The organism is Stenotrophomonas sp. As-7, assembly GCF_030291015.1.
GTDB classification, from domain to species: domain Bacteria; phylum Pseudomonadota; class Gammaproteobacteria; order Xanthomonadales; family Xanthomonadaceae; genus Stenotrophomonas; species Stenotrophomonas lactitubi.
Genome location: NZ_CP127405.1, coordinates 1062478 through 1088571 on the forward strand (window position 1 = coordinate 1062478; position 26094 = coordinate 1088571).

The window sequence follows — 26094 nt, forward strand, 5'->3', positions numbered from 1 at the left end:
TGGGCGGATTGCCCTCCCCAGTAGAGCCAGGCCATGCCTGGCTGATTCGGGGAAATGGGCTGGGAAACACGATGTGAAAAGGTGTTGACGCCCTGAAAAACCGCCCTATAATGAGCGGCTCAGCAACACACCGGGCGGTTAGCTCAGCGGTAGAGCATTGCCTTCACACGGCAAGGGTCACAGGTTCGATCCCTGTACCGCCCACCAAAAATACCTTTGAGAAATCAAAGAGTTGGAAGAAGAAAAAAGCCGGCGCTTCAGCTGGCTTTTTTTGCTTAAGTGCAGCGTAAGTGCGAATTCCCATCATGGATCGGGGGAGGGGCATGATAGACAATCGCTCAGGTCGACGCCGAATGGCTGTCTGCGTAGTCACCTGCTCAAGCCTTGGGTTGAACAAGCGCCCATCATCGTCCTTGCGCCTGCCGCTCAGCCCCTCAGGGGCTCACAGCGTCCGTGTCCAGATCTCCGAATGCTGCGTTCAACTACGCGGTGGACGCTGCAATGCAGAGCTCGCTAAGTCTCCCTTAGGGCCACTTACGGCCCTGAATCGTATCCCTACTGGCCCATTCGGAGCCGGTCATTTCCTGCCCGAAGCCCCCGTTAAGTCAGCGCCAGGGCGCCCTTCACTTTCCCAAATGCACCAGAGCTGCCTCGCGCGATGGAGGAAATCCTGTGAATGAACATACTGTGGTCAGCGATGAAATCGACGATAGCGTTGAGCTGACGGACGAAGAAAGTCAGTACAAATTTGACCTTACATTCTATGGCGCTGACTATCCGGTCGACGGCCTTGTGAAGCGCCTGAAGCGAGGCGATATCGTCGTGCCATCGTTCGATCCAGTCAACGAAGGAGCCTTTGATGTTGAGGCGTTCCAACGCAAATTCGTTTGGTCTAAGTTGCAATGCGATCGCTTTATAGAATCGTTGCTCTTAGGGCTCCCGGTGCCAGGGATTTTCCTTGTTCAACAGTCGAATAAGACGCTTCTTGTTCTGGACGGACAGCAACGTCTACTGACTCTCGTGGCGTTCTATTCTGGAATTTTGAACAAAAAAGAATTCGTGCTGGAGCACGTGCAGGATCAATTCAAGGGGCATAAGTACGACGGCCTTAAGGATGATGAAAGGCGCATCATAGATGACTCCCTTATCCATGCGACTGTAATCAAAAAAACGAGCGAAGAACAGGACCTTTCAAGCATTTACAGCTTGTTTGAACGGCTGAACTCCGGCGGGACGCAGCTTTCTCCTCACGAGATCCGAGTGGCGCTTGCGCCCGGGCAATTGATGAACCTGGTTCGCGATCTCAACGCGGATTTGAGGTGGAGGGAGATATTTGGGCCAGTGTCTAAGAAGCTTAAGGATCACGAGCTTATTCTGCGTTTTCTTGCACTTCGGTATGAGGCTGGAGGCTACAAAAGTCCAATGAAGGACTTTTTGACAAGCTTTGCGCAGAAGTACTCAGCGCTTGATCAGAAAACTGGGGAAGATTTCACGAAGTCGTTTGTAGGCGCAATTGGCCTCGCCCACGAAATTGCTGGCAAAAAGGCATTCAAGTTGACGAACGCGCTGAATGCGGCGGTGTTCGACTCCGTCATGGTTGGCCTGGCGAGCCGGTTGGACAAAGGCGATCCTCTTCCTGATGTTGAGGCATTGAAGGGGGCGTATGAGACCCTGCTTCAGGATGCCAAGTACATCGCTTCTGTGAGCAAAGCTACAGCGCGAGAAGATCAGGTAGCGGAAAGGATTGGTCTGGCTGTAGCAGCCTTCGACGGGGTATAGAGACATGCGTCGAGCTTCTAGGAAAGATGTGCTTGATGCGGTGTTCGATCGGGCTAAGAATATTGATCTAGGGGACTCGGAACTGCGCGCAGACATGGCAAGGCACCTTTGCATTCTTGTCTCCGGCTACATTGATCAGTCGATAAAGGCGTTCACGAAGGAATATGTAGAGAGGCGATCCGGGCCCACCGTGGTGCGCTATGTCGAAGCTTCAAGCAAAAATCTGACCAATTTGAAGGCGGAAAAGCTCACAAATCATCTCCTCTCGTTCGACAGCGATTGGCGTAGTCCCTTGGCTGTTCTTATAGCTGACGAGCGTAAGTCGGCACTTGATAGCCTCATTGATGTTCGCCACAAGATCGCTCACGGTAGTCCCAGCGACGTAACAATCGCTCGGGTTCAGGGTTATTACAATGAGATTCAAAAGCTGCTGGACGGCGTCCGCGTTTTGATGGGCCTGCCGTGAAGTGGCTAATGATGCGAGTGGGCCGAATACGGTCTAACGTGGGTGTGCCAAAATTGAGGGCGCGTGGAGTATCGTGCCAATTGTTCAATTACGAGGCGGGGAAAGAGAATGAACGCGCGAACAGATGTCGAATCTCAGTTGGAAGATGTTGAAGGTAAGCTTGCTTCGGCGTCTTCGAGGCTTGATCAACTGGTTCTGGATTTTGCGCTGTCCATTGCGCCGGACGTTAGCTCTTGGATAGAGCAGGCGGCTGTCCGTAAGCTTGAAGAAAATCACGAAAAAGTGAACGCAGGCGGGTTGGAATTTGTACGGATGTTCAAGGCCGATGTGACTGAATTGAGGGCAAGAGCGACAGCCATTTGTGAGGAGGCCATTGGCAAGCAAGATCAATGGCCTCACCACAGGGACTTAGTAGAGTCCGATTTGTACTCCAATAGAACAGACTTCTTCGGCGCGATCTACAAGCGTGCTGTGTCTTCGCTGGGAGACGTGTTGAATAAGCATGGGCTGATCGGCGCGCGAGATGGGAGCTGGCAGCGCGTCAGAGGGTCGCACTACGAGTACGCATATCACACTGGCTTCGACGCGAGGAAATACGAAGAAGTTGAGGCCTATCGCTTGCTCTTGAGGGAACATTTCGCACTAAAGAGCGAAGTCGCGAGACTCGTCGCAGAAATCCAGAAGGCCAAAGCCAGGGCTTTGTGGGACGAAGCACCATGAGCGTTACTCGGGCTGCTCAGGACACGTGCCCAATATTTGAGCAGCATGGAATCGCTGTCCCAGTCGCCCCCTTGTCTCGCAGGTCGACCCTTGCGCCGTTGAGAACCGATTTGGAGATCGGTTTTTTTAACTGACGGCGCAAGTTGAAGACGGGGCGCGTGTCTCGAGGCCGTGACACTCTCAACTTTCGACAGGCCCCTCCCGAAGCAGCCTGAGCGGGTTAGTGGAAGAAGCGTTCATCGGCGTCTTGCTCATCCTGCGAATGACTGACCTTCGACTCGTCGGTCGGCGTCGCACCGAGCTTGGATAGCATCGCGCTGAGCGCGTGCGTGGATGACACGCTGAGGGGTTCCCCGGTTTCCATGCGAGCGGCCAATATGCACACCTGGCGCAGTAACAGGCGGTGAGCGGCATTGAGCCAAGGCATGTTGGTGGCGCACTCCTTCCAGACCCGTGCCTGTGCGGCGGTCATGCCCTTGTAGGGGGTGCCGATGGGGTCGGGATTGGCTGGCTCCGAGCGGTTCTTGTACCGGCCTGGGTCCTTGATGGTGGCGCCCGATACGCGGGCCTTCTTGGTAGGGGTTCGTGGCTTTGCCATAGGGTCTCCTTCGCCCGTGAGGGTCGTATTTCCAATTGCGGATGCGCGAAGAAAGGGGGGCGCACGTATCGCCAGCGGATCGACCAAAACTTTTCGCCTCCCCATACGGTCCATGCATTCATCCGTATGGTTGCGTCCGAAGAACGAGAAAGGCCCGTTGCCGGGCCTGCTCGGGACGCTCAGTGGCCTAAGAGTGCACCGCGTCCTGCCGGTGTTGTTGCGGACACCGCCGGCTGGTCCTGGCCTGTGAACCTGCAGGCCGACCCTTACTCATTCCGCAGCGGGCCGCACGCCAGTGATGACGGTGAACTGCTGCGGGTAGTTGATGACCACATCCGCGCGCATGTGGCACAGGAAGCCAATCTCGCCGGTCTTGGCGTACGCCTCGCGCAGCAGCTGGACGGACAGCGCTTCGCGCATCAGGAAGTACAGGCCGTTGAAGTTGCCAACGAAGATCTCGCTGGCGTCATCGGACGTGCCAGCGTCCACATCGGTTGGCAGCTGGCTGGTCGGGACGAACGACATGTCATCGATCAGGCGCGGGCGTTGGAGCGGCTGGCCGGTGGTGTCGGTCAGGCCTTCAAAGTCCATCAGCGTGCGGGTGGCCATGATTGCGGCAGTCGGAGCCGGGGCGTTCACGTCGATGATCGAACCGTAGGCATTGAGCAGCGGGCGGAAGCTGGCCAGCGCAGCGCCATTGGCGCCCATCGATACAGTGTTGATGCCGGGCGTGTTGCGCAGTCCGCGCGGCTCAGGGGCAGTGCCCAGGAGGCCCACACGATCCAGCTCCTTGGCGAACGCCTGTGCGATCACCTGGCGCAGCGCGCGGTCCACGTCCGAGCCATCGGCCAGCAGCTCACGCGACACGCGCACGATGCACGCCAGGCTGCGCGGGGTGGACTGCACCGAGCGAAGGGTGGGCTCGCTTTCGCTGATGTTGCCCAGCTCATTGCGCCAGGTGGCGGTGGGCAGGGTGTCGATGGCAGCGGTGGATACCGACTTGGCGCCGTAGCCCATCGGAACGATGCCCGCACCCGCCTGCAGCAGCGAGGACGCCGGGACCAGCGCGGACAGGATGCCCGGCATCACCACGTCCGGCACTGCGTAGCCGCCTGCACTGTCAGTGCCGACGGCAAGCGAAGCCATCACGGCCTCGGTGCTGCTCATACCGGCTACGCCACGCATGAAGTCGGTCAGCGTGGTGTCGCCAGCGCGCGGCTTGTCGTCGGCGTCGCGGCGGCTGGCGTAGTGCGCACGGAAATCGGCCGGAGTGCGCAGAACCTTGATGCCACCGCCGTCCAGGTCCGCAGCGGGCGCATCGGTCGAGCCGCCGCCGTTCATCTGCCACGCGGCCAGTGCGGTGCTGTTCTCGTCCACCTGCTGACGCACGGCGTCCACGTCTGCGGTGTGCTTGGCCTTGAACTGGTCAAAGGCCTCGTTGAGCTTGGCGACGATTCCGGCCACGTCGGTCGGCTCGCCCTCTGCGCGTACGGCCTGGATGCCGCGTGCGATCTTGGTTGGCTTGGTCATGCTGGGCTCCTGTGTAGGAGTCCAGTGTCTGTTTCAGGCGCAGCCCCAACCATCAGTTATCGTGGGGTTGCGTGGAGTTGCGTTGCCCGATTTACTTCCTGTACGCCTCAAGCCAGCGCGCGGCCTCGACTAGGCGATAGGTAATCCTGTGTCCGCCGCCGCCGATTGCGTACCACGGTGGCGAAGTGCCCTCCCTGCGCTTGTTCGCCAGTGTGCCAGGTGCGATGCCGATCAGCTTGGCCAGGTCTGCCTCGCCAATGCGCCCATCTGCACTGAGCCACAATCCGTGATGCTCTGCCTGCTGGCGTAGCAGTGCAGCGGTTGCGTCAGCGCGGCCGTCCATTGTTGCGCGCAATGCGTCCAGGCTGTGCGCGAGCGTGCTACTCGGTTTCAAGGTTCCTCCTGGTGGTGAACGTGGTGCACTGGTGAACGTGGTGCATCGGGTGCGCCCGGTGCAGCCCTGCGCCCCGTGCCTCAGTTGTCACCCGTGACGTGGTGTCACCCGTGACATTGCGGGTCATGCGGAGCGGTGCCGGTGATGCACACAGCAGGGGCGGGGTGTGCGCTAAACAACACACCCCCTGGTAGTAGTTATCTGTGTAGCGTCTGGCGCTACGGTTTTTGACCATAAATCGCTCCATCCGTAGCGCCTAGCGCTACGCTTTCGTTAGTTGGTCGTTACGCGGCCTTGTTGCCGTAGTGCTGAGCGCTACGGTTTGTAGCGTCTGGCGCTACCGTGTTTTTTGGCATTCGCTGGCGTACGGCTTCCAGTGCATGTACGTCCGCTTTGCATCAACGTCATCGCCGGCAGGGCCAATGTTCGTCAGGAGGAATGAGCGAGCGCGTCCCGTACCTGTCTTCTGATCGAAGCTGCCGGCCTTGGCCTCCTCGATCCACCCTCGCTCCAGCAGCGACTTAAATGCGTTCTGCACGGGCCTTTGCGTGACGCCTACGCGTTGCATGGCCTCCCGAACGCTGAGAAACACCTCAGCGCCGGTAGATGGCCGGTACAGCGCGCGTAGCTCTACCAGCAGCGCGCGCGCGACGGGATCGAGGGTGCGATACGCCTGGCACTCCAGCTCCCAGGCGTACAGGCGGACGTGTGGCGAGATTGGCACGTAGACGTTACTGCTGCGCCCCGTCGCCCGTGCCCGCCGCTTGGCCTGCTTACGGGCTTCTCGCTCACTCATCAGCCTCCCCTACGATCACGATTGCCACCTTCTTCCCGATGTAGTGCTTGGGGAGGACGGTGAAGGGGAGGCAGGCGCCAACCTGGGAGCGGTAGATCACCGCTGCGGTGACCGCAGAGTCCAGGTCCTGCAGCGCGCGCCTAGCGGCGGCTGAGTTGCCCTTCTCCAGAGCATCGAACAGATCCCGATTCATATCAGGCCTCCAGCGTGGCGTTCAGCGCGGTGGAGAACATGGTTTCGGCATCCCTAGCTTGCTGAAGGTATCCCTCAAACTCCTCCACGCGTGCCGCTGCGATCCGCTGCAGGCGGTACAGCTCCGCCCGCCCGCGAGGATCTGCGGCCATGGCCCGAAGCTTGGCGGTGTCGCAGGTGGCCAGCATCGTGCGCATGAGCGTCTCTGCATTCGGGCTGACGCGCAGCCGCGGTGCTGTGGTCTTTCGCTTCTGTCGGCTCATGGCTGCGCCCTCTGCTGGCGGACTTGCCGGTGAAGCTCGTAGGCGCCCAAAGCCGCAGCGCGCGCCTTGTCGAGCGACACGCAGTGGCCGGGTTGCCGGTTGGCGCGTTCCTGGAGCAACAGAGCCAGCTTTTCCAGCTCAGTGCCGAGGTCACCATCCGGCCAGGCCGGCGCGCGGCTGCTGGTGGGGAAGGGGATGATGTTGGAGCTCATCGTGCAGCCTCCCCGAAAGCGTCTTGATACTTCCGCAGGTAGCGATATGCGGTTGCGCGGCACATCCCGTAGCGGTCGAGCAGGTCACTGGGTGTGGCTGGCGTGCGCCGCGACTGCATCCATGCAACAAACTGGAAGGCGAACTCGGTTGGGCTGGCAGCGCCTGCCTGACGCTCGTAGAAGGCGCGGCGCTTCATCCGACCCTCCGCGTGGTGGTGGCGTACATCACTTCGCCAAGGACGGTCAGCAGCTCGCGGGCGATGGGGTACGCGGTGCCCGGGTGGCCCACGGGGTAGATCCACAGCCCGCCAGGGCGGGCCTGCACGATACGAACCATCTGCTGTCCGCCGATCTCGACCACGTAGTGGCTGTCGCCCATGAATCGGTTCCTGCCCAGGTCGACGTGCAGCACGTCGCCTTGCTGGAAGCGCGGGGCGTTGAGGTTGTCCTGCACCAGCACCTGGGCCCAGCGCGCGGTGTCAGAGAAATCCGGCAGAGCAGCGGGGAAATGCCCGATTGCGGCCGGCAGGGGTTGGTGTACGATGGGCGTCATGGTCTCGTTCCTTGCAAGGGTTCGATGGCTTTTACGGCTCACTCCGGCTGCAACCGGGTGGGCCGTTTCTATTTCTGGGCACTTGGTCATGGCTTGCCCCTTAGGCGGCGGCTTCTTTCTCGCGGTCTTCGATGTACTCGCGCAACGCGCGGGCCGACACCATGCGGCGCTTACCGACTTTGAAGGTGCTGAGCTGGCCTGCGGCCATTGCTCGATAGAGGGCATTGCGGTTGAGGCCGGTTACGGCGCATGCCTCTTCGGTGGTGTAGCTGAGGCGTTCGGTCTGAGGCTTCATTTCATCTCCAGTTTGAACAGGTTTCGCACACTGCGAAACCTGTGGAGACGCTATCACGCGCAATTGGCCGTTGCAACAGGTTTTTCAACCTGCGAAACTCGGCGCCATGGCAGACAAGAATGCAACCGCGAAGAAGAAGCCGGGCCGCCCTCGCAAGGCACCCGAGGAGAAGCTGGAGCAATTCAGTATCCGGCTCCCGCCCAAATTGAAGTTGGGTCTCGAGTTGCTCGCCCGAGCTCAGCACCGTTCGCTAAGCCAGGCGGTCGAGTGGGCTCTAAATGCAGGGTTGAGCAAGTTCGAGTTGGCAAGCGATGGCTACTATTCGTCGCTTGCCGCTCTATTGGATGACTTGTGGGATTTCACTCCACCGCAGCGCGCCGTCACCTTGCTGCTGCACGCACCGGAGCTGCTCACCTATGAGGACCGGATTGCAGCGGAATTGATCAAATACAGCGTCGAAGGGCAAGCCATAGAGCACGGCAAACCTGGCGGGATTGAGGCCGCTGAATTTGACCAGTTGGTCGAGCAGAACTGGGATTCCATCCTGGCTGTCGCATCGAGCATCATCAGTGCCGGCGAATCGCCGCGCGGCCATTCTCTTGTTGGCCTTCAGAGCTATGGCTGGCCGCAACGCTCGTAACGCTCAGAGGAACTGCACCTGCGCCAGTTTCTCGCGCGCTGCGCCCTGCACCAGGTGGCCATAGTGCTTTTCGATCATCGCCAGTGACGTGCCGGCGAGCTTGGCCACCGTCAGCAGGTCCATGCTGCCTACGATGGCGTCGGTGATCCAGCAGTGGCGCAGCGTGTAGAGCGTCACGCCGGCAGGTAGTCCAGCGCGCGCTGCGGCATCCCGAACAAGCTCGCTCCAGTCGGTGGGCGTCCACACCTTCTTCCCGTCCTGGGTGAACAGATGTGCCTTGGGCAGCTTCCCCTTGGCCAGGCGGTCGAACAGCGAAGTGGCGGCTGGGGAGAGCGGTATCTTGCGGTCGTGGTCCTTGCTGCGGAACCTGACGCTGGCAGTGCGGCCGTCATAGTCCGAGCGCAGGCACAGCGACGGATCGCCAGGCCTGCAGCCCGTCAGCGCCACACACTCAATCAAGTCGCGCACGGGGCCCTCAGCGGCCTCTAGCAGCGCGCGGCGCTGCTCGCGCTCCAGGTACAGGCCCCGCCGCTGGCCGGCGTCCTTGAGCGGCTTCACGGCGTTCCATTCGAATGCGAGGTCAGGGGAGACCTTGCGGCGGGCCACAGCGTGGTTCAGCGCGGCTACCAGCGTCGTGCGAATGCGGTTGATGCTGGACCGCGCCAAGGGCTTCGGCACCGGTGGACGGCCGCGCTTCACCGGCAGCGGCGGGAGGTCGCCTTTCTCCACGCGGTCGCGCCATGCCTCAATGTGATCCTGGTGGAGATCCTTGAGGCGCACCTTGCCCAGCTTGTCGCCGTAGACGCAGCGCTCAAACCGGCGCTTGGCATCATCCGACGCAGTTTTGCGTCCGTCCTTCTCCAGAGCGGTCACGTAGTCGCGGCAGGCGTCGGACACCGTGATATCCGCCTTGGGCTTGCTCACAGCCACTGGGGCGCCGTGCTGGGATGCTTCCGATAGAGCGGCCAGTGCCGCAGCTCGCGCGCCGGCCAGCGTCATCACCGGGTGCTTGCCGAGCGTTCGCCGCTTCCCTCGGCCCCACGTCACTATGTAGGACTTCACGCCCGAGGGCTGCACGCGCAGCAGCAGGCCCTTCATGTCGCTGTCGCTGATCTCGTAGGGCTTCTCGCTGGGCTTGGCCAGCTCCACGGCGCGGATCGTCAGCTTGGTTCCCATGTCCCGTAAGTGCGTCGTAAGTGCAAATTGCAGTGTGCGGCCAAATTCAGTGGGACGCAACGACACAGAGAATCAAGGGGTTTCAGGCGTATTCCTTGCGCGCCAAGGGCCTATTTCGTCCTTCACACGGCAAGGGTCACAGGTTCGATCCCTGTACCGCCCACCATGTTGCAGAACGAAAAAAGCCTCCAGCAATGGGGGCTTTTTTGTTGCCCGTGATTCAACCGGGCTCCTTTCCCACGGCTGTGATTGCATCGCCAAGGCCGGTCTGCGCGGCATGCGCGATCTGGCGTGCAGCCAGCAGCAGACCGTTTCGATGAAAGTCGCCAATCTGCTCGTCGGCACCTCCGTCCATGCGCGTGTGCTCTGCCGCGTGCAGAAGGTCCAGCACGACGTTCAGTGCGGACAGTGAACGGCCGAGGGCGGCGAGGGTGTGCGCGTTGAGGGTCTGCGTGGTGCAGGGCTGGCCGTCTTCGCCATCTCCCCTGCGTATCGCATCAAGGAGAGTGAAGAACATCGGCTTTGATGGTGGGATCTGCTGTTCCTTGAGTGCGCACTCGATCTCGCGTGCGAGGTCTTCGGGAACGTCGGTAGCGATGTCGCCGATCAGGGCGTGCAGGTGGGGATGGATGGCGGTGCGGTTGGTCATGGCGGAACCCTCACTGGCATAGGGCCACCCTCCAAAGAGAGGGTGGCGGACGGTGCGGGTTGGCGTGCCGGGGCAAACACAACGGAGTGAGAAATCACCCGGCGGATCGAGTGATCCCCACGCACCGCCCGCCATTGAGGGCCGTCGGTGCATTCTTGCGGCTGCGCACTGCTGCGCAACCAATCCGTCAGGTTTGCTTTTTCGAGACGCCAATCCCGGCCAAGGCAACTTGCCTCGGCCCGGCGATCATCAAGTCGAACAATCACGTCGGTCTGTAAGGAAAGTTCTCAACTGCCCCTAAGCAGTCCAAGCGTGTTCTGTTCTGTGCCGTCGAGCACCAGCCCGCTGGGCAGCCCATCACCGATGGTGTAAATCGCCGCCCCTGCCAGGCGTGCACATGACGACTCCGCAGGAACGCCACCACGGCAATCGCGTCACCTCGCGCAGTTCTGGCGGGAACATGTCACGGATGGAGGCAGAGGGTTCCATCCATGCGCTGTTCCGGCGCCCTTGGCGGGCGTAATCTCGGGCCATTGTTGTGCCCCTCCCATCCTTGGAATGCCACCATGCCGCTCGCCCGCATCGATCTTCGCAAAGGTAAATCCGTCGAGTACCGCCAGCGTGTCGGCGAAGCCATCTACCAGGCCATGCGCGCGGTCGGCGTGCCGGAAGATGATCGCTTCCAGATCTTCCACGAGCACGACGACGACACGCTCGTGTTCGACCCGGGTTACCTGGGCATCGCCCGCACCGATGACTTCATCTGCATCCAGATCACCTGGAACGAAGGGCGCACGTTGGAGCAGAAGAAGGCGCTGTATGCCGGTATTGCCGATGGCCTGCACGCGGCGGTGGGGATCCGCCGCGAGGATGTGTTCATCAATCTGGTGGAAGTGAAGAAGGAGAACTGGTCGTTCGGTAATGGCCAGGCGCAGTACGTGAGTTGATGCGCGAAGCGCATCCACGCATGGCGTGGATCTACTGGATCCGTCGCGAAGACGTGTTCATCAATGTTGTCGGTGCCAGAGCCCTGCGTCACAGTGTCGCAGCAGGTAAACCCTGAACGCGGTCCAGGGTTGGTCCTGGCCCCGTAGAATGGCTGCGTGCGCCGCTCTGCTCTCCACCGCCGGTTCCAGGCCCTGGCATGGCTTGCCATGCTGCTGGTCCTGCTTGCCCCGCTGGTGAGCCGCTGGCTGGCGCATGCGCACGTTGCTGTTGCTGCACCGGTGGCGGTCATGGACCACGCCGTGCACGCGCAGCACGCGATGGAAGGGCACCACGACCACCACGCGATGGCAATGCAGCATGGCGAAGCAGCACCGAAGCCGCCGGCCGATCCACACGCCGACCACGAGATGGGCGTGGACTGCGACTACTGCCTGATTGCCGCACGACTGATCACCCTGCTGGTGGCGGCGCTGCTGTTGATGATGCCGCTGGCACCGGTGTGCCGCGCGCTGCGCGGTGCAGTGCAGACGTTGCCGCAGCGGATCTGCGGCACGTTGGGAGCGCGTGGGCCACCGGTACTGCTGGCTGCTTGAGCCCTGCGCGTGCGCCCTTGGATTGATTCTCCCGAGCTGCCAGGCATGGCCTGGCACTACTGCGTGCGCGTTTCCCGAACTCCTTGAGCTTCCCTGCTACTGCGGGGTGGCCTTGCATGCCGTGAAACAATGAAAACAAACCCAAACTCCGCGCGCCTGCGCCGGGCGGCGCTGTCTGCCGCTTGTGCGCTGCTGCTGCACTCCGCTTCTGCCCTTGCTTCCGACGCGGCACCACCGACCACGCTGGATACCGTCCGCGTGGTGGATACCCGCAGCGGTGCGCTGTCCTCCACCGCCAGCACCGGCTCGGCCCTCGGCCTGAGCGTGCTGCAGACCCCGGCCAGCCTGACCGTGATTTCGCGCGAGCAGTTGGAGCAGCGCGGTGATTCCAATCTCAACGACGCGATCACCCGCGCCGGCGCGATCAGCGCACTTCCCCATCCGGGCAACGGCCTGAGTGCGCTGTCCAGCCGTGGCTTTACCGATGGCGCCTCGGTGATGCGCCTGTACGACGGCCTGCGCCAGTACGGCGGCGTGGGCATCACCTTTCCGTTCGATACCTGGTCGATTGAGCGCATCGAGGTGCTGCGTGGGCCGGCCTCGGTCATCCATGGTGATGGCGCCATCGGCGGCGTGGTCAACATCGTGCCGAAGAAGCCTTCGCGCGGTGCCATCGAGAACCAGGTCAGCGTGACCCTGGGCAGCGAAGACACCGCGCGACTCGGATTCGGCAGTGGCGGTGCGCTCACGCCGGCGCTGGCCTACCGCGTGGACGTCAGCGGCAACTACAGCAGCGGGTGGGTCGACCGCGGCCACAACGGCGATGCCACGTTTTCCGGTGCGTTGCTGTGGCAGCCACGGGCGGATCTGCAGTTCACGCTGACCCATGCGCAGGGCTACCAGAAGCCGATGCGCTACTTCGGTACGCCGCTGATCGATGGGCGGCAGCTGGATGCACTGCGCCACGAGAACTACAACGTGGCCGACAGCGTGATCCGCTTCCGCGACCGCTGGACCCAGCTCGATGCGCTGTGGACGCCGAACGAGAGCGTGGAGTGGCGTACGCGCGTCTACCAGATCGACAGCCAGCGCGACTGGCGCAACGCCGAGGCCTATGTCTACAACGAGCGCACCGGCCTGATCGACCGCTCCGGCAACACCCAGATCACCCACAACCAGGACCAGACCGGCCTGACTTCCACGCTGCGCCTGCTGGGAAATGCGGGTGGTCTGCCCAACAGTTTCGCCGTTGGCTTCGATGCCAACCGTGCGCATTTCAAGCACACCAACAACACCTATGCGGGCAGCTCGGGACCGGTGGATCCCTTCAACCCGGTGCCCGGCGGGTTCGTCAGCGATGCACCCAACCTGCCGCGCTACCGCAACAGCGCCGAGCAGGTCGCGCTGTTCGTGGAAGACCGGCTGGAACTGAGCGAGCGTTGGTCGGTGCTTGCTGGCGTGCGTCACGATCGCGCCACGATCGATCGCAACGACCTGGTCAGCGGCCAGCGGGCGTTCTCGAAGACCTACAGCAGCACCGGCTGGCGAGCGGGCACGGTGTTCGCAATACAGCCGTCGATGACCCTCTATGCGCAGTATTCGCAGGCGGCAGACCCGGTCAGCGGGCTGTTGATGATCAGCCCGGCCAACGGCGTGTTCGATCTGGCCAAGGGCAAGCAGATCGAGATCGGCATGAAGCAGGCCTTCGATGGGGGCGAATGGACGCTGGCGGCCTATCGCATCCGCAAGACCGGATTGCTCAGCCGTGACCCGTTGCAACCGGACCGTCGCGTGCAGGTGGGTGCACAGGCCTCAAAGGGAATCGAAGCCTCGTTGAACTGGGCCTTCGCGCCGCAGTGGTCGCTGGATGCCAACGCGACCGTGCTCAAGGCCGAGTTCGAGGACTTCCTGGAAGCCACCGGCACGCCGGCGGTGATTGTCTCGCGTGATGGCAACGTGCCGCCAAACGTGGCCGAACGCCTAGCCAACGTCTGGTTGAGCTGGCAGTTCCTGCCCGACTGGAGCGTGGCCAGTGGCGTGCGCTACGTGGGCAAGCGCTATGCCGACAACGCCAATACGCTGCAGCTGCCGGGCTATACCACCACCGATCTGGCCCTGACCTGGCAGGCAGCGCCACGTACACGGGTGACCGCGCGCATGTTCAACGTGTTCGACAAGGCGTACTACGCCACGGCCTACTACACCAGTACGCAGTGGCTGCTGGGCGCGGACCGGCGCGTCGAATTCACCTTCGACCATCGCTTCTGAGGATGGCCGCCATGTCGCTGCGATCCACTGCCAAGCGCTGGACCTACCTGGTGCACCGTTGGCTGGGCATTGGTGGGTGCCTGCTGATGTTGCTGTGGTTTGCCAGCGGCATGGTGATGCTGTTCATCGGTTACCCGAAGCTGACGCCGGGAGAACGCTTGGCCGCACTGCCCGCTTTGGCCGATACGCGCGGCTGGCAGGCACTTTCCGTGCTGCCGGACGCCGTGCGACAGGAGCCTGAGCGGGTTGTGTTGACGACGCTGCGTGGCGAGCCCGCCTACGTGGTGCGCTCTGGGACGCACATGGGCGCGTGGTCGGCGCTTACCGGGCAGGCATTGCCGCCGGTATCGGCGCAGCTGGCCGAAGTCTCCGCCGCGCAGTTCGCCGGTGGGCCGGCTTTCGTTGGTGCCATGCCGCTGGACGAGGATCGCTGGACGCATTCGCGCGGCCTTGATCCGCATCGGCCGCTGTACCGCGTCGGCGTGGGTGGCGCACAGCCTGGTGATGTCTACGTGTCCTCGCGTACCGGCGAAGTGGTGCTGGATGCACCGCGCCTGCAGCAGCGGTGGAACTATGTGGGCGCGTGGCTGCACTGGCTGTACTTCCTGCGCATGCAGTCGGTGGACCCGGTGTGGACCTGGACGGTGATCGTGCTGTCGGCGCTGTGCACGGTGGCCGCGGTCAGCGGGGTCGTGGTCGGCATCTGGCGCTGGCGGTTTCGCGGGCACTACCGGTCGGGGTCGAAGACGCCGTATCAGGAACCGTGGATGCGCTGGCATCATCTGATCGGATTGATGGCGAGCGCGTTCGTTTTCACCTGGATCTTCAGTGGCCTGATGTCGATGAATCCGCTGGGAGTGTTCAGCAGCTCACGCGCCTCGCTCGACGTTGCGCGCTATCAGGGTGAGGTTCCGGCGGATGCAGGCGTCATCGCACAGCCGGCTGCTGTACTGGCTGCAGTGCACACGCCGCAGTTCGTGCCGGTCGAGATCCAGTGGCGACGGGTCGGCGGTGACCTGTTCGCGGTGGTGCTGGATGGCAATGCCGATTCGCGCGTGCTCACGGAGCGCGGCGGCACGCTGCAGGTGTCCACTGCATTCGGTGCAGACTGGCTGCGGGGCAGGGTAGAGGCGATGTCCGACGCGCGCCTGCGTGGGTTCACCATTCTGCAGGCGCCCGATGCCTACTTCTATCCGCGCGCTGCGGAGGCGATGAACGGCGCCGCGGTACGTCGCTTTCCGGTGGCGATGGCTGACTTCGATGATGCTGAGGCAACCCGCGTCTATGTCGACCTGGCTACCGGCGATCCGCTGTTGACGATGGGCAGGCGCGAGCGGGTTGGGCGCTGGCTGTTTTCCTTCCTGCACAGCTGGGATCTCCCCGCGCTGCTGCGACAGCACAACGGCCGCCTGATCATGCTGCTGTTGCTCAGTCTGGCAGGCACCGCGCTGTGCGCGACGGCCACAGTGATCGGCTACCGGCGCCTGCGGATGAAATTCTCGCGGCGGCAACGGTAACGCCAATACCTCTGCGTGGAAGGCTGTGAGACTATCCGGAGTTCCTGGGCAACGAGGGGCTGCGGTCCGTAGCCGACGTCTGCGGCCAGGAAAGTGCAGGGGCTCAATGCTTGCAGTGCTTCGATGGTAGTCCCTGGATAGGATTTCCACACAACGTAGATGGAGCAAGGATGAATTACGTTTCGATGGGTGTTCTCGCAATTGGAATTGCAGCTGCGTCTTCAGGCGCACAGGCCAAATCGTTGCCGCGTCTATACAACTTCCCGACCACCACAACGGCCTCTGTTTCCAACGCACTTCCGGCGCCGGGGCAGGTGATCCAGCTTTCCGCGCAGGTCGATGGCCAGGCGCTGGGGCTGTATCACATTCCGGGCAACGATCAGATCGGTGGGACGGTCGAGTTCAAGGTCAATGGCCAGGCGGTGGGCAAGGTGCAGGTCAGTACGGCCAACACGCCGTTCCTGGGCACGGTTTCTGACCTGGACAAGGGGTGCTGGGCTGCCATCCGTGACGTCCAGGCCTGTACGCACAAGTACGCCTACGGCCGTCCGGCCAAGGTCGCGATCAACTATACAGTTCCGGCAGGTTTCACTACCGCGTCGATCACCGCGACGTTCAGTGGCGATGGTCAGTTCTCGCAAGGGTCTGTGTCGGCGCCGGTCAACCTGCGCAACATTCCCACCTTTGGTGAGATCCGCGGCATGGGCAACAAGTGCCTGGATGCCGAGGGCGCCAACACCGCGCCGGGCACCGCCATCCAGGTGTGGGATTGCACGCCGGGCACCGCACAGCAACTTTGGACGGTGAAGCCCAATACCTCGACCATCACGGGCGTGCCCAGCAATCGCGTGCTCGATATCGTGGGCTATGGCACCAGCAACGGAAGCCGGATCCAGCTGTACGACGCGCATGGTGACTGGAACCAGTCGTGGAAGTTCACCAACACGTCCATCGTCGGTGTGGCCGACAAGGTGCTGGATGCCACCGGTGCATCAAGCGCCAACGGCACCAAGATCCAGCTGTACAGCAATGCGCTGACCAGCAACCAGAAGTGGGAGTTCAATCCCGCCAACGGCTCGATTGTCGGTGTCGGTGGCAAGTGCCTGGATGTTGAGGGTGCGAATTCTGCGGATGGCACCCGCGTGCAGTTGTGGGATTGCACGGGCGTGCCGCAGCAGCGCTTCGAGCTGGGCGCGGACGGGTCTATCCGTGGGCTGGGCGGCAAGTGCCTGGAAGCGGCTGACGGTGCGAGCCATGATGGGAATCCGATCCGCATGTGGTCCTGCAACGGTGGCGCGCACCAGTCCTGGCGGCTGGTAGGCGAGATCCGCAACCCGCAGACCAACATGTGCCTGGATGACCCGGGCATGGGTAATACCAATGGCTCGAAGGTGCACATGTGGATGTGCCAGGGCACAGAGAACCAGCGCTGGGAGTTTTCTTCCTACTGAGTTCTCGGCCCGATGCAGTGGTGTGGAACCGTGCGCCTTAGCGCGCACGGTTCTTTGCAGGGACAGGTCAACCGCCTGCCATGCGGGTTTACATCCGCAGCCAGCGCGTCGACACCGCCACCAGCAGCAGCGCCATCGCCACGCCGACGAAGGCGGCGATGAGGCCGAAATGATTGGCGGCGAAACCGATCAGCGCTGGGCCGGCAAGAATGCCGGCAAATCCAAGCGTGGAGACCGCGGTGATGGCGATCGCCTGCGGCATCCGGTTCTGGCTGCCAGCCAGCGAGAACAGCGCCGGGGCGATGTTGGCGCAGCCCAGGCCGACCAGCACGTAGCCGCCCAGTGACGCCTGCCACGGCGTGACCAGGGTGAGCACCAGCACGCCGGCGCAGGCCAGCAGCGCACCGGCCACGATGGCCTTCTGCCGGCCGATGCGCTCCACCAGGCGGTCGCCGAGCAGGCGCGCCACGGTCATGGTCAGAGTGAAGGTGACGTAGCCGATGCCGGCATGGCTGGCATCGACCTTGCGGATGTCGGTGAGGAACACCGCACTCCAGTCCAGCATCGCGCCTTCCGCCAGGAACGCGATGAAGGCAAGCACGCCGATGAACATGACGATGCCGCGCGGCCAGGCCAGCAGCGGTGCATCGTGTGCGACGCGCTCGCCACGCCAGTAGCGCGCCGACAGCAGTGCGACCACACCCATCATCAATACGCCGAGCAGCACCGCCGAGATCGGCGCCATGCGCGCGCTCAGCAACAGGGTCATCGTCGCCGCGCCGAGGAATCCACCGATGCTGAAGAACGCGTGGAAGCCGGACATCATCACCCGCTGTGCTTCGCGTTCCACCACCACGGCCTGTACGTTCATCGTGCAATCCATCGCGCCCACGCCGGCACCGAAGACGAACAGCACCAGGCCCAGCATCCACGCCGACTCAGCCAACGCCAGGCCGGGTACCGTTGCGCAGATGATCAGCGTGGTGGCGACCATCACCCGGCGGCAACCCAGCCGTGCGGCGAACAGGCCCGACAGCGGCATGGCCAGCAGCGAGCCGGCGCCCAGGCAGAGCAGCACCAGACCCAGCGTGGCGTCGTTGATGTCGGTGCGCGCCTTGGCGAAGGGCACCAGCGTGGCCCACAGCGCAGTAGCGAAGCCGGGAATGAAGAATGCAGCGCGGGTCGCGTGCTGTTCGGCACGCGGTCGGTTGGCGAGGGACATGGGCGGTACGGTCAGGGAGGTGTCGGATGTACGGCGATGCCGGCGGCACGGAAACGGGCGGCCAGCGCAGGTGGTGCCGAGGTGGTCAGTACCAGATCGTCGATGTCGTCCAGGCCGGCGATCTGCCAGTTGCCGCGTGCGCCCAGTTTTTCGGTGGTGGCGGCGACGATGATGCGGCTGCTGCAGGCGACCATCGCGCGCTTGAGCGTGGCTTCCTCGGCGTCCATCGCCCACACGCCGGTATCGACGTCGACGGCGCAGGGGCCGGGCAGAAAGACATCCGCCCGCAGGTGCTGCACCTGGGCCAGCGCCTCGGCACCGACCGCGCCGCCGCCTGCGGCCAGACGCCCACCGATCAGCTGCACGGTGGTGCCGTCCTGCCATGCCGCAGCGGTGGCGATCTGCGGTGCGTTGGTGATCACCGTCAGCCCCAGCGCGCCCGGCAATTGCTGGGCAATGGCCAGATTGGTGGAGCCAGCGTCAATCAGCAGGACTTGGCCGGGCTGCAGCAGCGTGCAGACGCGGGCGGTCAGTTCATCCTTGCCGGTGCGGTCCTGGGTCATCCGTTCGCGCAGCGGTGCCGCCTTCGGAGCCGGCAGCACCGCACCCCCATAGACGCGCTGGCACAGGCCCTGGGCGGCCAGTTCACGCAGATCGCGGCGGATCGAATCTTCGGATATGCCATAGCGGCGGGCCAGTTCGGCGGCCACTACGCGCCCCTGCTGGCGCAGCTCCTGCAGGATCAGCTGGGTACGTTCGGCGGGGAGGGTGGGGTCGGAGTTCATGCTTCAATTGTGCATAAACGTGCATAAACGTGCAACATCGAGTGCCCAGCCAGAAGTTGGCGAGACGGGCTGTACACACTCCAACTGCAGCGATGGTGAATCGCGCGGGCGCTGGCGCTGCCCATCCCCTTTCCCGCGCGGCATCATGGCGAGGCACCCGGCACGGAACCCTGCATGTCCTCCACCGTTCATCACAAGCTGCGCATCGGCATCGATCAGTTCACCGGCCAGAAGGTGGTCGACCAGCAGTTCCATGAGTGCGATTTCTCCGGCGCGGACCTCACCGCCACCGAGTTCGTGAACTGCGGCTTCTACGACGCCGAAACGCGCACCGGGTGCCGTTTCAGTGGTGCCACGTTGAAGGAAGCCAGCTTCCGCCAGTGCGACATCAGCATGTGCAACTTCAACTTCATCAAGGCGCTGGGGCTGGAAATCAGCGAGTGCCGCGCGCAGGGCGCCGATTTCAGCAACGCCAGTTTCATGAACCAGATCACCACGCGCAGCTGGTTCTGCAGCGCCTTCATCAAGAAGACCAACCTGCGCTATGCCAACTTCTCGCGGGTGACGCTGGAGAAGTGCGAGCTGTGGGAAAACCGCTGGGAAGGGGCCAACGTCAGCGGCGCCAGTTTTGCTGGGTCGGACCTGTCCGGTGGCCAGTTCGATGGCATCGACTGGAACACGGCCAACTTCACCGATTGCGACCTGACCAACTCCGAACTGGGTGAGCTGGACGTGCGCAGCACCAACCTGCGTGGCGCCACGCTGGATGTGCAGCAGGTGGCGCTGCTGATGCAGCGGATCGGCATCACAGTAGTTCCTTGAGCATGCGTCGCAGCGCTATGCCGCTGCGGTCGGCGCATGGGCCACCCATCCCTTGAAGCTGAAGCCGGCATAGAACAGTTCCACCTTGTCGAAGCCAGCCTCCTGCAGCAACGCCACTTCCTGCTCGGGCGACAACAGCGGTAGACGCTCGGCGATCGTGGCCGCTGCGCGCTGCGCGTCGGCACGTGGAATGCCGGAGGCCTCCCCGAATGCGGCGTAGCGTTGCAGCCAGCGATGCTTGCCGGCCGCGTCCTGCGGCACGCTGTGGTGGGCTACCACCAGCGGCGCACCCGGCCGCAGCCGTTGCCGCAGTTCGTGCAGGGTGTGCAGGCGCTGTTCAACGGTGAGGAAATGCAGGGTCAGCAGGCAGGTGGCGCCGTCGAAGACGGTGTGCGGGGCATCGTCGATGTAGCCTTCCAGCAGCGTGACCTGCGCCATCAATGGCCCCAGGGTCTGTTCGGCCAGCGCGAGCATGGGCGCGGCCGGATCGATACCGAGCATCTGCCACTGCGGATGCGCTTCGGCGAAGGCCTTGAGCTCCAGGCCGCCACCTGCGCCGAGCACCAGCACCTGGCCATCGTCGGGCACATGTTCGGCCAGCAGCAGGTGGGTCATCTGCTGCAGTCCGAGGAAACCCGGCACCTGCCGCAGCGGACCGTCGGCATAGCGTGCGACGGCGTGAGGATCGGAGAAGGACATCGGAAGCATTCCTGCAGCAATGGCGAGCATCCACTTTACCGCGCTCCGCAAGTGTCGATTGCAGGGATGCCCGCCTTTGATTAAGGTCTGCGCCCGTCTGTATTCCAGAGATCGCGAATGGACCCTCGCACAGCCCCGATGCCATCGGCGGAAGCCTTCGAACTGGCGCTGACATTGCTCGGACGCGAGGACGTGGATGAGGAGCAGGCCGAACAGGCACTGCTCGCGCTCGGCAGCGAACACGGGCCGATGCGCCGCCTGCTGGTGTGGTTGCCTGAAGCATTCGCCATGGCCTTGATCGGGCACATGGAACTGGGCATGCTGCTGCCGCGGACATTCACCGCTTCTGACGCGCAGGGTGAGCTGCATGAACTGCCGCTTGACCGCGAGCCGGTATTCGTCGATGGCCTGCAGCGCGCCCTGGCCATGTACCACGAAGGCCCGCGCGCTGCGTTCAAGGCGATCTGCCAGCGGAGTTCGCTGCTCAATGCGATCGACAATGCCTTGAACACCGGCGCCGATCTGCAGGGCGCGACGCTTTCAGGTCCAGAGCTGCTGGACATTCCCGCAGAGACCTATATGGGAGCGCATCATGCGTGACTACGGGGCGCATTGGTGGCCAGCGCCTTCCCCAGTACCTGCCAGATCTTCGGGTCCTGGCACTGCGACACATTGAATCGCACGTAATCAGCGGCTTTCTGCGACTGGCTGAAGGCATTGCCGGGCGCCACCACCACGCCTTCGCGCAGGCACAGCCGTGCTACCGCTGATGCATCGCGCCCATCGGGCAGCTGGCACCACAGGAACAGCCCTGCTTCCGGTTGCAGCCATGGCGTGATGCCCAGCTTCTGCACCTGCCGCAGGGTGTGCTTGCGCGCATCGGCCAGGCGCGTGCGCACCGCCTGCATGTGCCGTCGGTAGCCGCTGTCGGTCAGTGCGATCTGCATGAGGTGCGCGGCCAGGTGCCCACCGCCGAAGCTGGTGGCCAGCTTCAGATCGGTCAGTGCCTCGATCCAGTCAGGGCGTGCGGCGATGTAGCCGCAGCGCGATGCCGCTGAGATGGCTTTGGAGAAGCTGCCGACATGGATCACCCGCGACAATCCATCCAGCGCCGCCAGCCGCGGCGCGGGGCGCAGCTCGAAGTCGGCGAAGATGTCATCCTCGATGATGATCAGTTCGCTGCGTTCGGCCAGGCCAAGCAGGCGATGTGCCGTGGTCGCCGACAGCACCGCGCCCGTCGGGTTGTGCAGACCGGCGTTGGTGATGTACAGGCGCGGCGCGTGTTCCTGCAATGCGCTGGCGAACACCTCCAGATCCGGCCCGGTGTGCGTGTAGGGCACGCCGATGGCCTGGACCTGATGCGCCTTCAACATCGCGTGGTAATTGAAATAGCTCGGGTCGTCGACCAGCACGCAGTCGCCGGGCTTCAGCAGGAAGCGGCAGATGAGGTCGACCGCATGCGTCCCCGATTCGGCCAGCAGCAGCTGCTCCATCGACGCTTCGATGCCCAGCGTGGCCGCGCGTCGCTGCAGCGTCTGCCGCAGTGCCGGCAGGCCGAGCGGCCCCGCGTAGTCGACCAGGTGTGCGGCGTCGGCGCGGGCCATGCGGCGCAGGCCGCGGCGCAGGCCATCGTGGTACAGCCAGTCGCTGGGCATCCAGCCGCAGCCGGGCTTGAGGTGGCCGGGCGGGGTTTCCAGTGATTGCCGCGATACCCACAACGGGTCCACCGCGCGATCAAGGCGCGGTTCCATCTCGGCCAGCGCCAGCGGTGCTGCCGGGCCAGTCACGTAGAAGCCGGAGCCGGCGCGCGCAGCGATCACGCCCTCGGCCGCCAATCGTTCGTAGGCCTCGACCACGGTGGACACGGAAACGCCCATCGTCGTCGCCTGCGTGCGCACCGAGGGCAGGCGGCTGCCCGGGCCATCCAGGCGCGAGCTGATGCGTGAGCGGACGGCGTGGATGACGCTGTCGATGCGGCTGGACGGTCGGGACATGGGCGTGACTGTAAGGGGATTGTTAGCAGTACAGTTACTTGTGACTGTACTGGATTGTAGCTGTGTATCGCCGGCACCCGGTGGCTCAATGACGGGCACAGCCGGCTATTGCCCGGTACTTCTGGAGCAGGGTGTGGAACGGTCGGCAAGCGGGTGGATCAATGGCTTCATCGGTGTGGTGATCTTCGCCGGCTCTTTGCCGGCCACTCGCATGGCGGTGATGGAACTGGACGCCAGCTTCGTTACTGCCGCACGCGCCAGCATCGCCGCGTTGCTGGGGCTGGTGCTGCTGCTGGCATTGCGGCAGCCGCGGCCGGTCAGAAGCGATCTGCCTGGCCTGGCGCTGGTCAGCCTGGGCGTGGTGGTGGGCTTTCCGTTGCTGACCGCGCTCGCCCTGCGCCACGCCTCATCGGCGCACACCATCGTGTTCCTCGGACTGCTGCCGCTGAGCACGGCGGTATTCGGCGTCCTGCGCGGCGGCGACCGGCCACGCCCGGCGTTCTGGGTGTTCTCGCTGCTGGGCAGCGCCTGTGTCGTCGGCTATGCCGCACGCAACGGCATCGAGGCTTCCCTGCAGGCCGACCTGCTGATGCTGGCGGCGATCGTGGTGTGCGGGCTCGGCTATGCAGAGGGCGGCCGCCTTGCCCGGCATCTTGGCGGTTGGCAGGTGATCAGCTGGGCACTGCTGCTGGCATTGCCGGTCATGCTGCCGCTGATGGTGGCGATGCGCCCGGTCTCGTTCACGGCGGTCGCTGCTTCCGCATGGTGGGCGCTGGGATATGTAGCGGTGTTCAGCATGCTGATCGGGTTCCTGTTCTGGTATCGCGGTCTGGCCCAGGGTGGCATCGCCGCGGTTGGCCAACTGCAGCTGCTGCAGCCGTTCTTCGGCCTGGCGCTGGCGGCAATGTTGTTGCACGAGACCGTCAGTGCCGGCATGTTGCTGGTGACCGTGGCGGCGGTGATCTGCGTGGCCGGTGCCCGTCGCTTCAGCCGCTGAGAGCTCAGCGCCATCGCCGCGCGATACCGTTGGCGTATCGCGAGGACGTGCAAACAGTATTGGCCGAGGAGGATGGCGCTCGCCGATGCTGGCCGGATGAAACCCAATTCCAGTATCTCGTTCGAAGGCCAGGTGGGCCTGGTGACCGGTGCCGCCGGTGGCCTGGGCATGGCCTACAGCCGCCTGCTGGCGCAACGTGGCGCGCATGTGGTGATGCATGACGTGGGCGCTGCAACGGACGGCACGGGCGCCGATCCGCAGCGCATCGCCACGGCGGTGGCGACACTGCACAGCCAGGGCCTGCCGGTCGAGGCCGCCAGCGGCCCCATCAACGAGCGCAGTGGTTGCCATGCGCTGGTGCAGGACATCCTGCAACGCCACGGTCGCCTGGACTTCATCATCCACAACGCCGGCTGGGTGGCCTATGCCGGTATCGAAGCGGTGGAGGACGATGCGCTGGAGGAGATGTTGTGCCTGGCCGCAAAGACACCGCTGTGGCTGGCGCAGGCGGCATGGCCCGCGATGCGTGCTGCCGGCGGCGGCCGCATCGTGCTGACCACCTCCGATCGCGCGCTGTACCCGCAGTATGCGCAGCGCGGCCTGTGCGGCTACGCGATGGCCAAGCTGGCTGCGCAGGGGCTGGTCAATGTGCTGGCCCTGGAAGGCGCCGAGCATGGCATCGTGGTCAACGCGGTTTCGCCGGTGGCCAAGACCCGCATGTGGGGCATCGACGGAGAGCCGGATGAACTGCATCCCGATGCCGTGGCCACCGGGGTGGCCTTCCTGGTTTCGGCGCGCTGCCGGCAGGGTGGCTGGATTCTGCGTGCCAGCAACGGCCAGTTCCATGCACTGCGGCTGCAGGAAGCAGAGCACGTGGACTATCCACGCGACCTGCGCGCCGTGGCCGCCGACAGCATCGAATCGGTGGCGCTGCAGTGGCCGGTCATTGCACGGCCGAGTGTCGACGCGCGCGGCTGAGCGCGTACCCTAGGCGGGTCTCCACCTGCCTGCGATGAAATGATCGATCTGCGCCTGCTCCGCCAGTTCGTGGCGGTGGCCGAAGAACTGCACTTCCATCGCGCCGCTGCACGCCTGCACATGTCGCAGCCGCCGTTGACGGCGGCGATGCGGCGCCTGGAAGACGAAGTGGGCACGGGATTGATCGTGCGCGGCAACCGTACGCTGGGCTTGACCGCAGCGGGGCAGACGCTGCTGGTGGAAGCGCGCGCGACGCTGCAACAGGCCGAACAGGCGTTGCAGCGCACGCGCGAATCGGCGGCAGGGCAGACCGGCAGCCTGCGCGTAGGCTACGTCGGCAGCGCACTCTATGGGCGCCTGCCGGCGCTGATCCGCCAGTTCCGCCACGCGTTTGCGCAGGTGCAGCTGCATCTGCACGAAGCCACCTCGCGGCAGCAGCAACAGTGGCTGCGCGAAGGGCGCATCGACCTGGGCATCCTGATTCCACCGATCATTTCCGCAGAACTGCATCTGCAGGCGTTCGACCATGATCGACTGGCCATTGCCCTGCCGCGCGCGCATCGGCTGGTCGCACGGCAACGGCTGGACGTCGCAGACCTGGTGGACGAGCCCTTCGTGTCATGGCCCTCTGCTGAAGGTGTCGGCTTCCATGCACAGGTACTGGGCCTGTGTACCGCTGCCGGCTTCACGCCACGGGTCGTGCAGGAAGCGCAGGGCATGCATGCGGTGCTGTCGCTGGTGGCTGTGGAAGCGGGCGTGGCAATCGTGCCGGCAAGCATGAGCGGGTTCCGTCCCGAAGAAATCGTCTACCGGCCACTGGGCGGTGGCAATGCTGCGTTCGAACTGCAGTTCTGCATGCGCCCGGAATCGCCGACGCCGGTGCTGCAGAATTTCCTGGCGATGGCAGCGCAACCGGTAGTGTCGTGATTGCCGGTTGAGCTTCCGTGCTGCATGCACGGGTAGAGCAGTTGTCTGCGTCGTGCATGCCTCTGGAATGTGATCCGGCCTGCAGTTCTGACCCTGGGAATCGCGCCTGCCGCAAGCCTGATGCACAGGCGCGGGCAACCCCTACATACCGCCTCGGCGACAACGACCAGCATATCGCCGTCGGCCATCATCGGCCGGCTGGGATTGGCGTCCCACAATCAACTCTGGCACGTGATCGGCAGGCGCACGGATGGCGCCTTCCGGTCACGTGACCCGCTGTCCGTGGTGGGCGATGTGTGGGGATCACCATGATCCGCCGGTCAGTCCCAGAGTTGTCCGGTACGCCAACCCGCATCGCCCGCCGCCTGTTCGTGGTCAGCCACGAATGCGTTGATCGCGCTTGCCTCGGGGGTGGCAATGCGCGTCGTGCATGGGGAGCGGCGGCGGGCGGTGCATCTGTCTGGCGGTAACCAGGGCACCGTGTGCTTTGGGGCGGGGCATCGGTAGTTGCAGGGATCAGAACCGATCGCTGACGGTGCCGGTGACTACGCGTGGGTAGCCAGCGAAACAATCGCCGCAGGCGCGGCATGGCGCGTAGTAATGCCTGCGGTGAGGTTGGTGATGTTCAAA

The 26094-nt window shown here is 63.7% G+C and carries 30 protein-coding genes and 1 tRNA gene; 15 read left to right on the plus strand and 16 right to left on the minus strand.

The genetic code is table 11. From position 1 onward, the window contains the following. Window positions 1-132: 132 nt before the first annotated feature. From QP457_RS04895 to QP457_RS04910, 4 genes are all read left to right on the plus strand, one after another. A tRNA-Val gene (locus tag QP457_RS04895) sits at window positions 133-207 on the plus strand. 465 nt (window positions 208-672) lie between these two features. Next, window positions 673-1779 (plus strand): DUF262 domain-containing protein, encoded by a 1107-nt coding sequence (locus tag QP457_RS04900; RefSeq protein WP_205405088.1) that lies wholly within the window; start codon window positions 673-675, stop codon window positions 1777-1779. A gap of 4 nt (window positions 1780-1783) precedes the next feature. Continuing rightward, window positions 1784-2245, plus strand: coding sequence for a HEPN domain-containing protein (locus tag QP457_RS04905; protein ID WP_205405087.1), 462 nt, complete (start codon window positions 1784-1786; stop codon window positions 2243-2245). A 108-nt stretch (window positions 2246-2353) separates the two neighbouring features. Further along, entirely contained in the window at window positions 2354-2965 is a 612-nt protein-coding gene (locus QP457_RS04910) for a hypothetical protein (RefSeq protein WP_205405086.1), read from the plus strand. 220 nt (window positions 2966-3185) lie between these two features. On the opposite strand, the gene QP457_RS04915 is transcribed toward QP457_RS04910, so the two are convergent. The 10 genes from QP457_RS04915 to QP457_RS04960 all read right to left on the minus strand — a co-directional run bounded on the left by QP457_RS04915 (window position 3186) and on the right by QP457_RS04960 (window position 7798). Then, on the minus strand, window positions 3186-3563 hold the full coding sequence (locus QP457_RS04915; RefSeq protein ID WP_240196494.1) for a hypothetical protein: 378 nt from the start codon (window positions 3561-3563) through the stop codon (window positions 3186-3188). Between the two features lie 270 nt (window positions 3564-3833). Further along, a complete protein-coding gene (locus QP457_RS04920; protein WP_205405085.1) occupies window positions 3834-5093 on the minus strand; it encodes a phage major capsid protein in 1260 nt (419 codons plus the stop codon). A gap of 91 nt (window positions 5094-5184) precedes the next feature. Then, window positions 5185-5487, minus strand: a complete 303-nt coding sequence (locus QP457_RS04925) for a hypothetical protein (protein ID WP_205405084.1) — start codon at window positions 5485-5487, stop codon at window positions 5185-5187. A gap of 337 nt (window positions 5488-5824) precedes the next feature. Then, window positions 5825-6283, minus strand: a complete 459-nt coding sequence (locus QP457_RS04930; protein WP_205405083.1) for a hypothetical protein — start codon at window positions 6281-6283, stop codon at window positions 5825-5827. Further along, window positions 6276-6476 carry a hypothetical protein gene (locus QP457_RS04935; RefSeq protein WP_205405082.1) on the minus strand — a complete coding sequence of 67 codons (201 nt, stop codon included), beginning with the start codon at window positions 6474-6476 and terminating at the stop codon, window positions 6276-6278. Before QP457_RS04935 ends, QP457_RS04930 begins: the two co-directional genes overlap by 8 nt. Window position 6477: 1 nt before the next feature. Beyond that, window positions 6478-6738, minus strand: coding sequence for a hypothetical protein (locus QP457_RS04940; RefSeq protein ID WP_205405081.1), 261 nt, complete (start codon window positions 6736-6738; stop codon window positions 6478-6480). Then, window positions 6735-6950, minus strand: a complete 216-nt coding sequence (locus QP457_RS04945) for a hypothetical protein (protein WP_205405080.1) — start codon at window positions 6948-6950, stop codon at window positions 6735-6737. Before QP457_RS04945 ends, QP457_RS04940 begins: the two co-directional genes overlap by 4 nt. Continuing rightward, window positions 6947-7147: a hypothetical protein gene (locus tag QP457_RS04950; protein ID WP_205405079.1), complete on the minus strand. Its 201-nt coding sequence runs from the start codon at window positions 7145-7147 to the stop codon at window positions 6947-6949. The genes QP457_RS04945 and QP457_RS04950 overlap by 4 nt, the downstream gene beginning before the upstream one ends. Next, complete coding sequence (locus QP457_RS04955; RefSeq protein ID WP_205405078.1) at window positions 7144-7503, minus strand: helix-turn-helix transcriptional regulator; 360 nt, start codon at window positions 7501-7503, stop codon at window positions 7144-7146. The genes QP457_RS04950 and QP457_RS04955 overlap by 4 nt, the downstream gene beginning before the upstream one ends. A 100-nt stretch (window positions 7504-7603) precedes the next feature. Further along, window positions 7604-7798, minus strand: coding sequence for a helix-turn-helix domain-containing protein (locus QP457_RS04960; RefSeq protein WP_205405077.1), 195 nt, complete (start codon window positions 7796-7798; stop codon window positions 7604-7606). A 106-nt stretch (window positions 7799-7904) separates the two neighbouring features. Between QP457_RS04960 and QP457_RS04965 the strand changes: the two genes are divergently transcribed. Next, the gene (locus QP457_RS04965) at window positions 7905-8438 is read left to right on the plus strand and encodes a hypothetical protein (RefSeq protein ID WP_205405076.1); all 534 of its coding nucleotides are present in this window, start codon (window positions 7905-7907) and stop codon (window positions 8436-8438) included. A 3-nt stretch (window positions 8439-8441) separates the two neighbouring features. Here QP457_RS04965 and QP457_RS04970 read toward each other — a convergent pair whose 3' ends face one another. Beyond that, window positions 8442-9614: an integrase family protein gene (locus QP457_RS04970; protein WP_205405075.1), complete on the minus strand. Its 1173-nt coding sequence runs from the start codon at window positions 9612-9614 to the stop codon at window positions 8442-8444. 220 nt (window positions 9615-9834) lie between these two features. Beyond that, entirely contained in the window at window positions 9835-10263 is a 429-nt protein-coding gene (locus QP457_RS04975; protein ID WP_205405074.1) for a hypothetical protein, read from the minus strand. 566 nt (window positions 10264-10829) lie between these two features. On the opposite strand from QP457_RS04975, the gene QP457_RS04980 reads away from it, so the two are divergent. The 5 genes from QP457_RS04980 to QP457_RS05000 all read left to right on the plus strand — a co-directional run bounded on the left by QP457_RS04980 (window position 10830) and on the right by QP457_RS05000 (window position 17040). Next, on the plus strand, window positions 10830-11210 hold the full coding sequence (locus tag QP457_RS04980) for a tautomerase family protein (RefSeq protein ID WP_205405073.1): 381 nt from the start codon (window positions 10830-10832) through the stop codon (window positions 11208-11210). Window positions 11211-11417: 207 nt separating this feature from the next. Continuing rightward, window positions 11418-11804 (plus strand): DUF2946 family protein, encoded by a 387-nt coding sequence (locus tag QP457_RS04985; protein WP_205405072.1) that lies wholly within the window; start codon window positions 11418-11420, stop codon window positions 11802-11804. Between the two features lie 129 nt (window positions 11805-11933). Continuing rightward, a complete protein-coding gene (locus QP457_RS04990; protein ID WP_205405071.1) occupies window positions 11934-14072 on the plus strand; it encodes a TonB-dependent receptor in 2139 nt (712 codons plus the stop codon). Window positions 14073-14083: 11 nt separating this feature from the next. Beyond that, window positions 14084-15589, plus strand: coding sequence for a PepSY domain-containing protein (locus QP457_RS04995; RefSeq protein ID WP_205405070.1), 1506 nt, complete (start codon window positions 14084-14086; stop codon window positions 15587-15589). A gap of 314 nt (window positions 15590-15903) precedes the next feature. After that, window positions 15904-17040: a ricin-type beta-trefoil lectin domain protein gene (locus tag QP457_RS05000; protein ID WP_286041238.1), complete on the plus strand. Its 1137-nt coding sequence runs from the start codon at window positions 15904-15906 to the stop codon at window positions 17038-17040. An 88-nt stretch (window positions 17041-17128) separates the two neighbouring features. On the opposite strand, the gene QP457_RS05005 is transcribed toward QP457_RS05000, so the two are convergent. Together QP457_RS05005 and QP457_RS05010 are read right to left on the minus strand one after the other, a co-directional pair. Continuing rightward, window positions 17129-18262 carry an MFS transporter gene (locus tag QP457_RS05005; RefSeq protein WP_205405068.1) on the minus strand — a complete coding sequence of 378 codons (1134 nt, stop codon included), beginning with the start codon at window positions 18260-18262 and terminating at the stop codon, window positions 17129-17131. Window positions 18263-18273: 11 nt separating this feature from the next. Further along, window positions 18274-19047, minus strand: coding sequence for a DeoR/GlpR family DNA-binding transcription regulator (locus QP457_RS05010; RefSeq protein ID WP_205405067.1), 774 nt, complete (start codon window positions 19045-19047; stop codon window positions 18274-18276). Window positions 19048-19221: 174 nt separating this feature from the next. Here QP457_RS05010 and smqnr point away from each other — a divergent pair, with 174 nt between their 5' ends. Further along, on the plus strand, window positions 19222-19869 hold the full coding sequence (gene smqnr, locus QP457_RS05015; RefSeq protein WP_205405066.1) for a SmQnr family pentapeptide repeat protein: 648 nt from the start codon (window positions 19222-19224) through the stop codon (window positions 19867-19869). Window positions 19870-19884: 15 nt separating this feature from the next. On the opposite strand, the gene QP457_RS05020 is transcribed toward smqnr, so the two are convergent. After that, window positions 19885-20568, minus strand: coding sequence for a class I SAM-dependent methyltransferase (locus QP457_RS05020; protein ID WP_180163760.1), 684 nt, complete (start codon window positions 20566-20568; stop codon window positions 19885-19887). Between the two features lie 117 nt (window positions 20569-20685). On the opposite strand from QP457_RS05020, the gene QP457_RS05025 reads away from it, so the two are divergent. After that, window positions 20686-21168 carry a hypothetical protein gene (locus tag QP457_RS05025; RefSeq protein WP_205405064.1) on the plus strand — a complete coding sequence of 161 codons (483 nt, stop codon included), beginning with the start codon at window positions 20686-20688 and terminating at the stop codon, window positions 21166-21168. Here QP457_RS05025 and QP457_RS05030 read toward each other — a convergent pair. After that, window positions 21159-22562, minus strand: coding sequence for a PLP-dependent aminotransferase family protein (locus QP457_RS05030; RefSeq protein ID WP_205405063.1), 1404 nt, complete (start codon window positions 22560-22562; stop codon window positions 21159-21161). The two genes, QP457_RS05025 and QP457_RS05030, sit on opposite strands and share 10 nt — an antisense overlap. Window positions 22563-22695: 133 nt before the next feature. Between QP457_RS05030 and QP457_RS05035 the strand changes: the two genes are divergently transcribed. The 3 genes from QP457_RS05035 (at window position 22696) to QP457_RS05045 (ending at window position 25464) form a co-directional block, all read left to right on the plus strand. Beyond that, on the plus strand, window positions 22696-23559 hold the full coding sequence (locus QP457_RS05035) for a DMT family transporter (protein ID WP_100463463.1): 864 nt from the start codon (window positions 22696-22698) through the stop codon (window positions 23557-23559). 96 nt (window positions 23560-23655) lie between these two features. Then, window positions 23656-24537: an SDR family oxidoreductase gene (locus QP457_RS05040; protein ID WP_205405062.1), complete on the plus strand. Its 882-nt coding sequence runs from the start codon at window positions 23656-23658 to the stop codon at window positions 24535-24537. Between the two features lie 39 nt (window positions 24538-24576). Further along, complete coding sequence (locus QP457_RS05045) at window positions 24577-25464, plus strand: LysR family transcriptional regulator (RefSeq protein ID WP_205405061.1); 888 nt, start codon at window positions 24577-24579, stop codon at window positions 25462-25464. Window positions 25465-26094 lie beyond the last annotated feature (630 nt).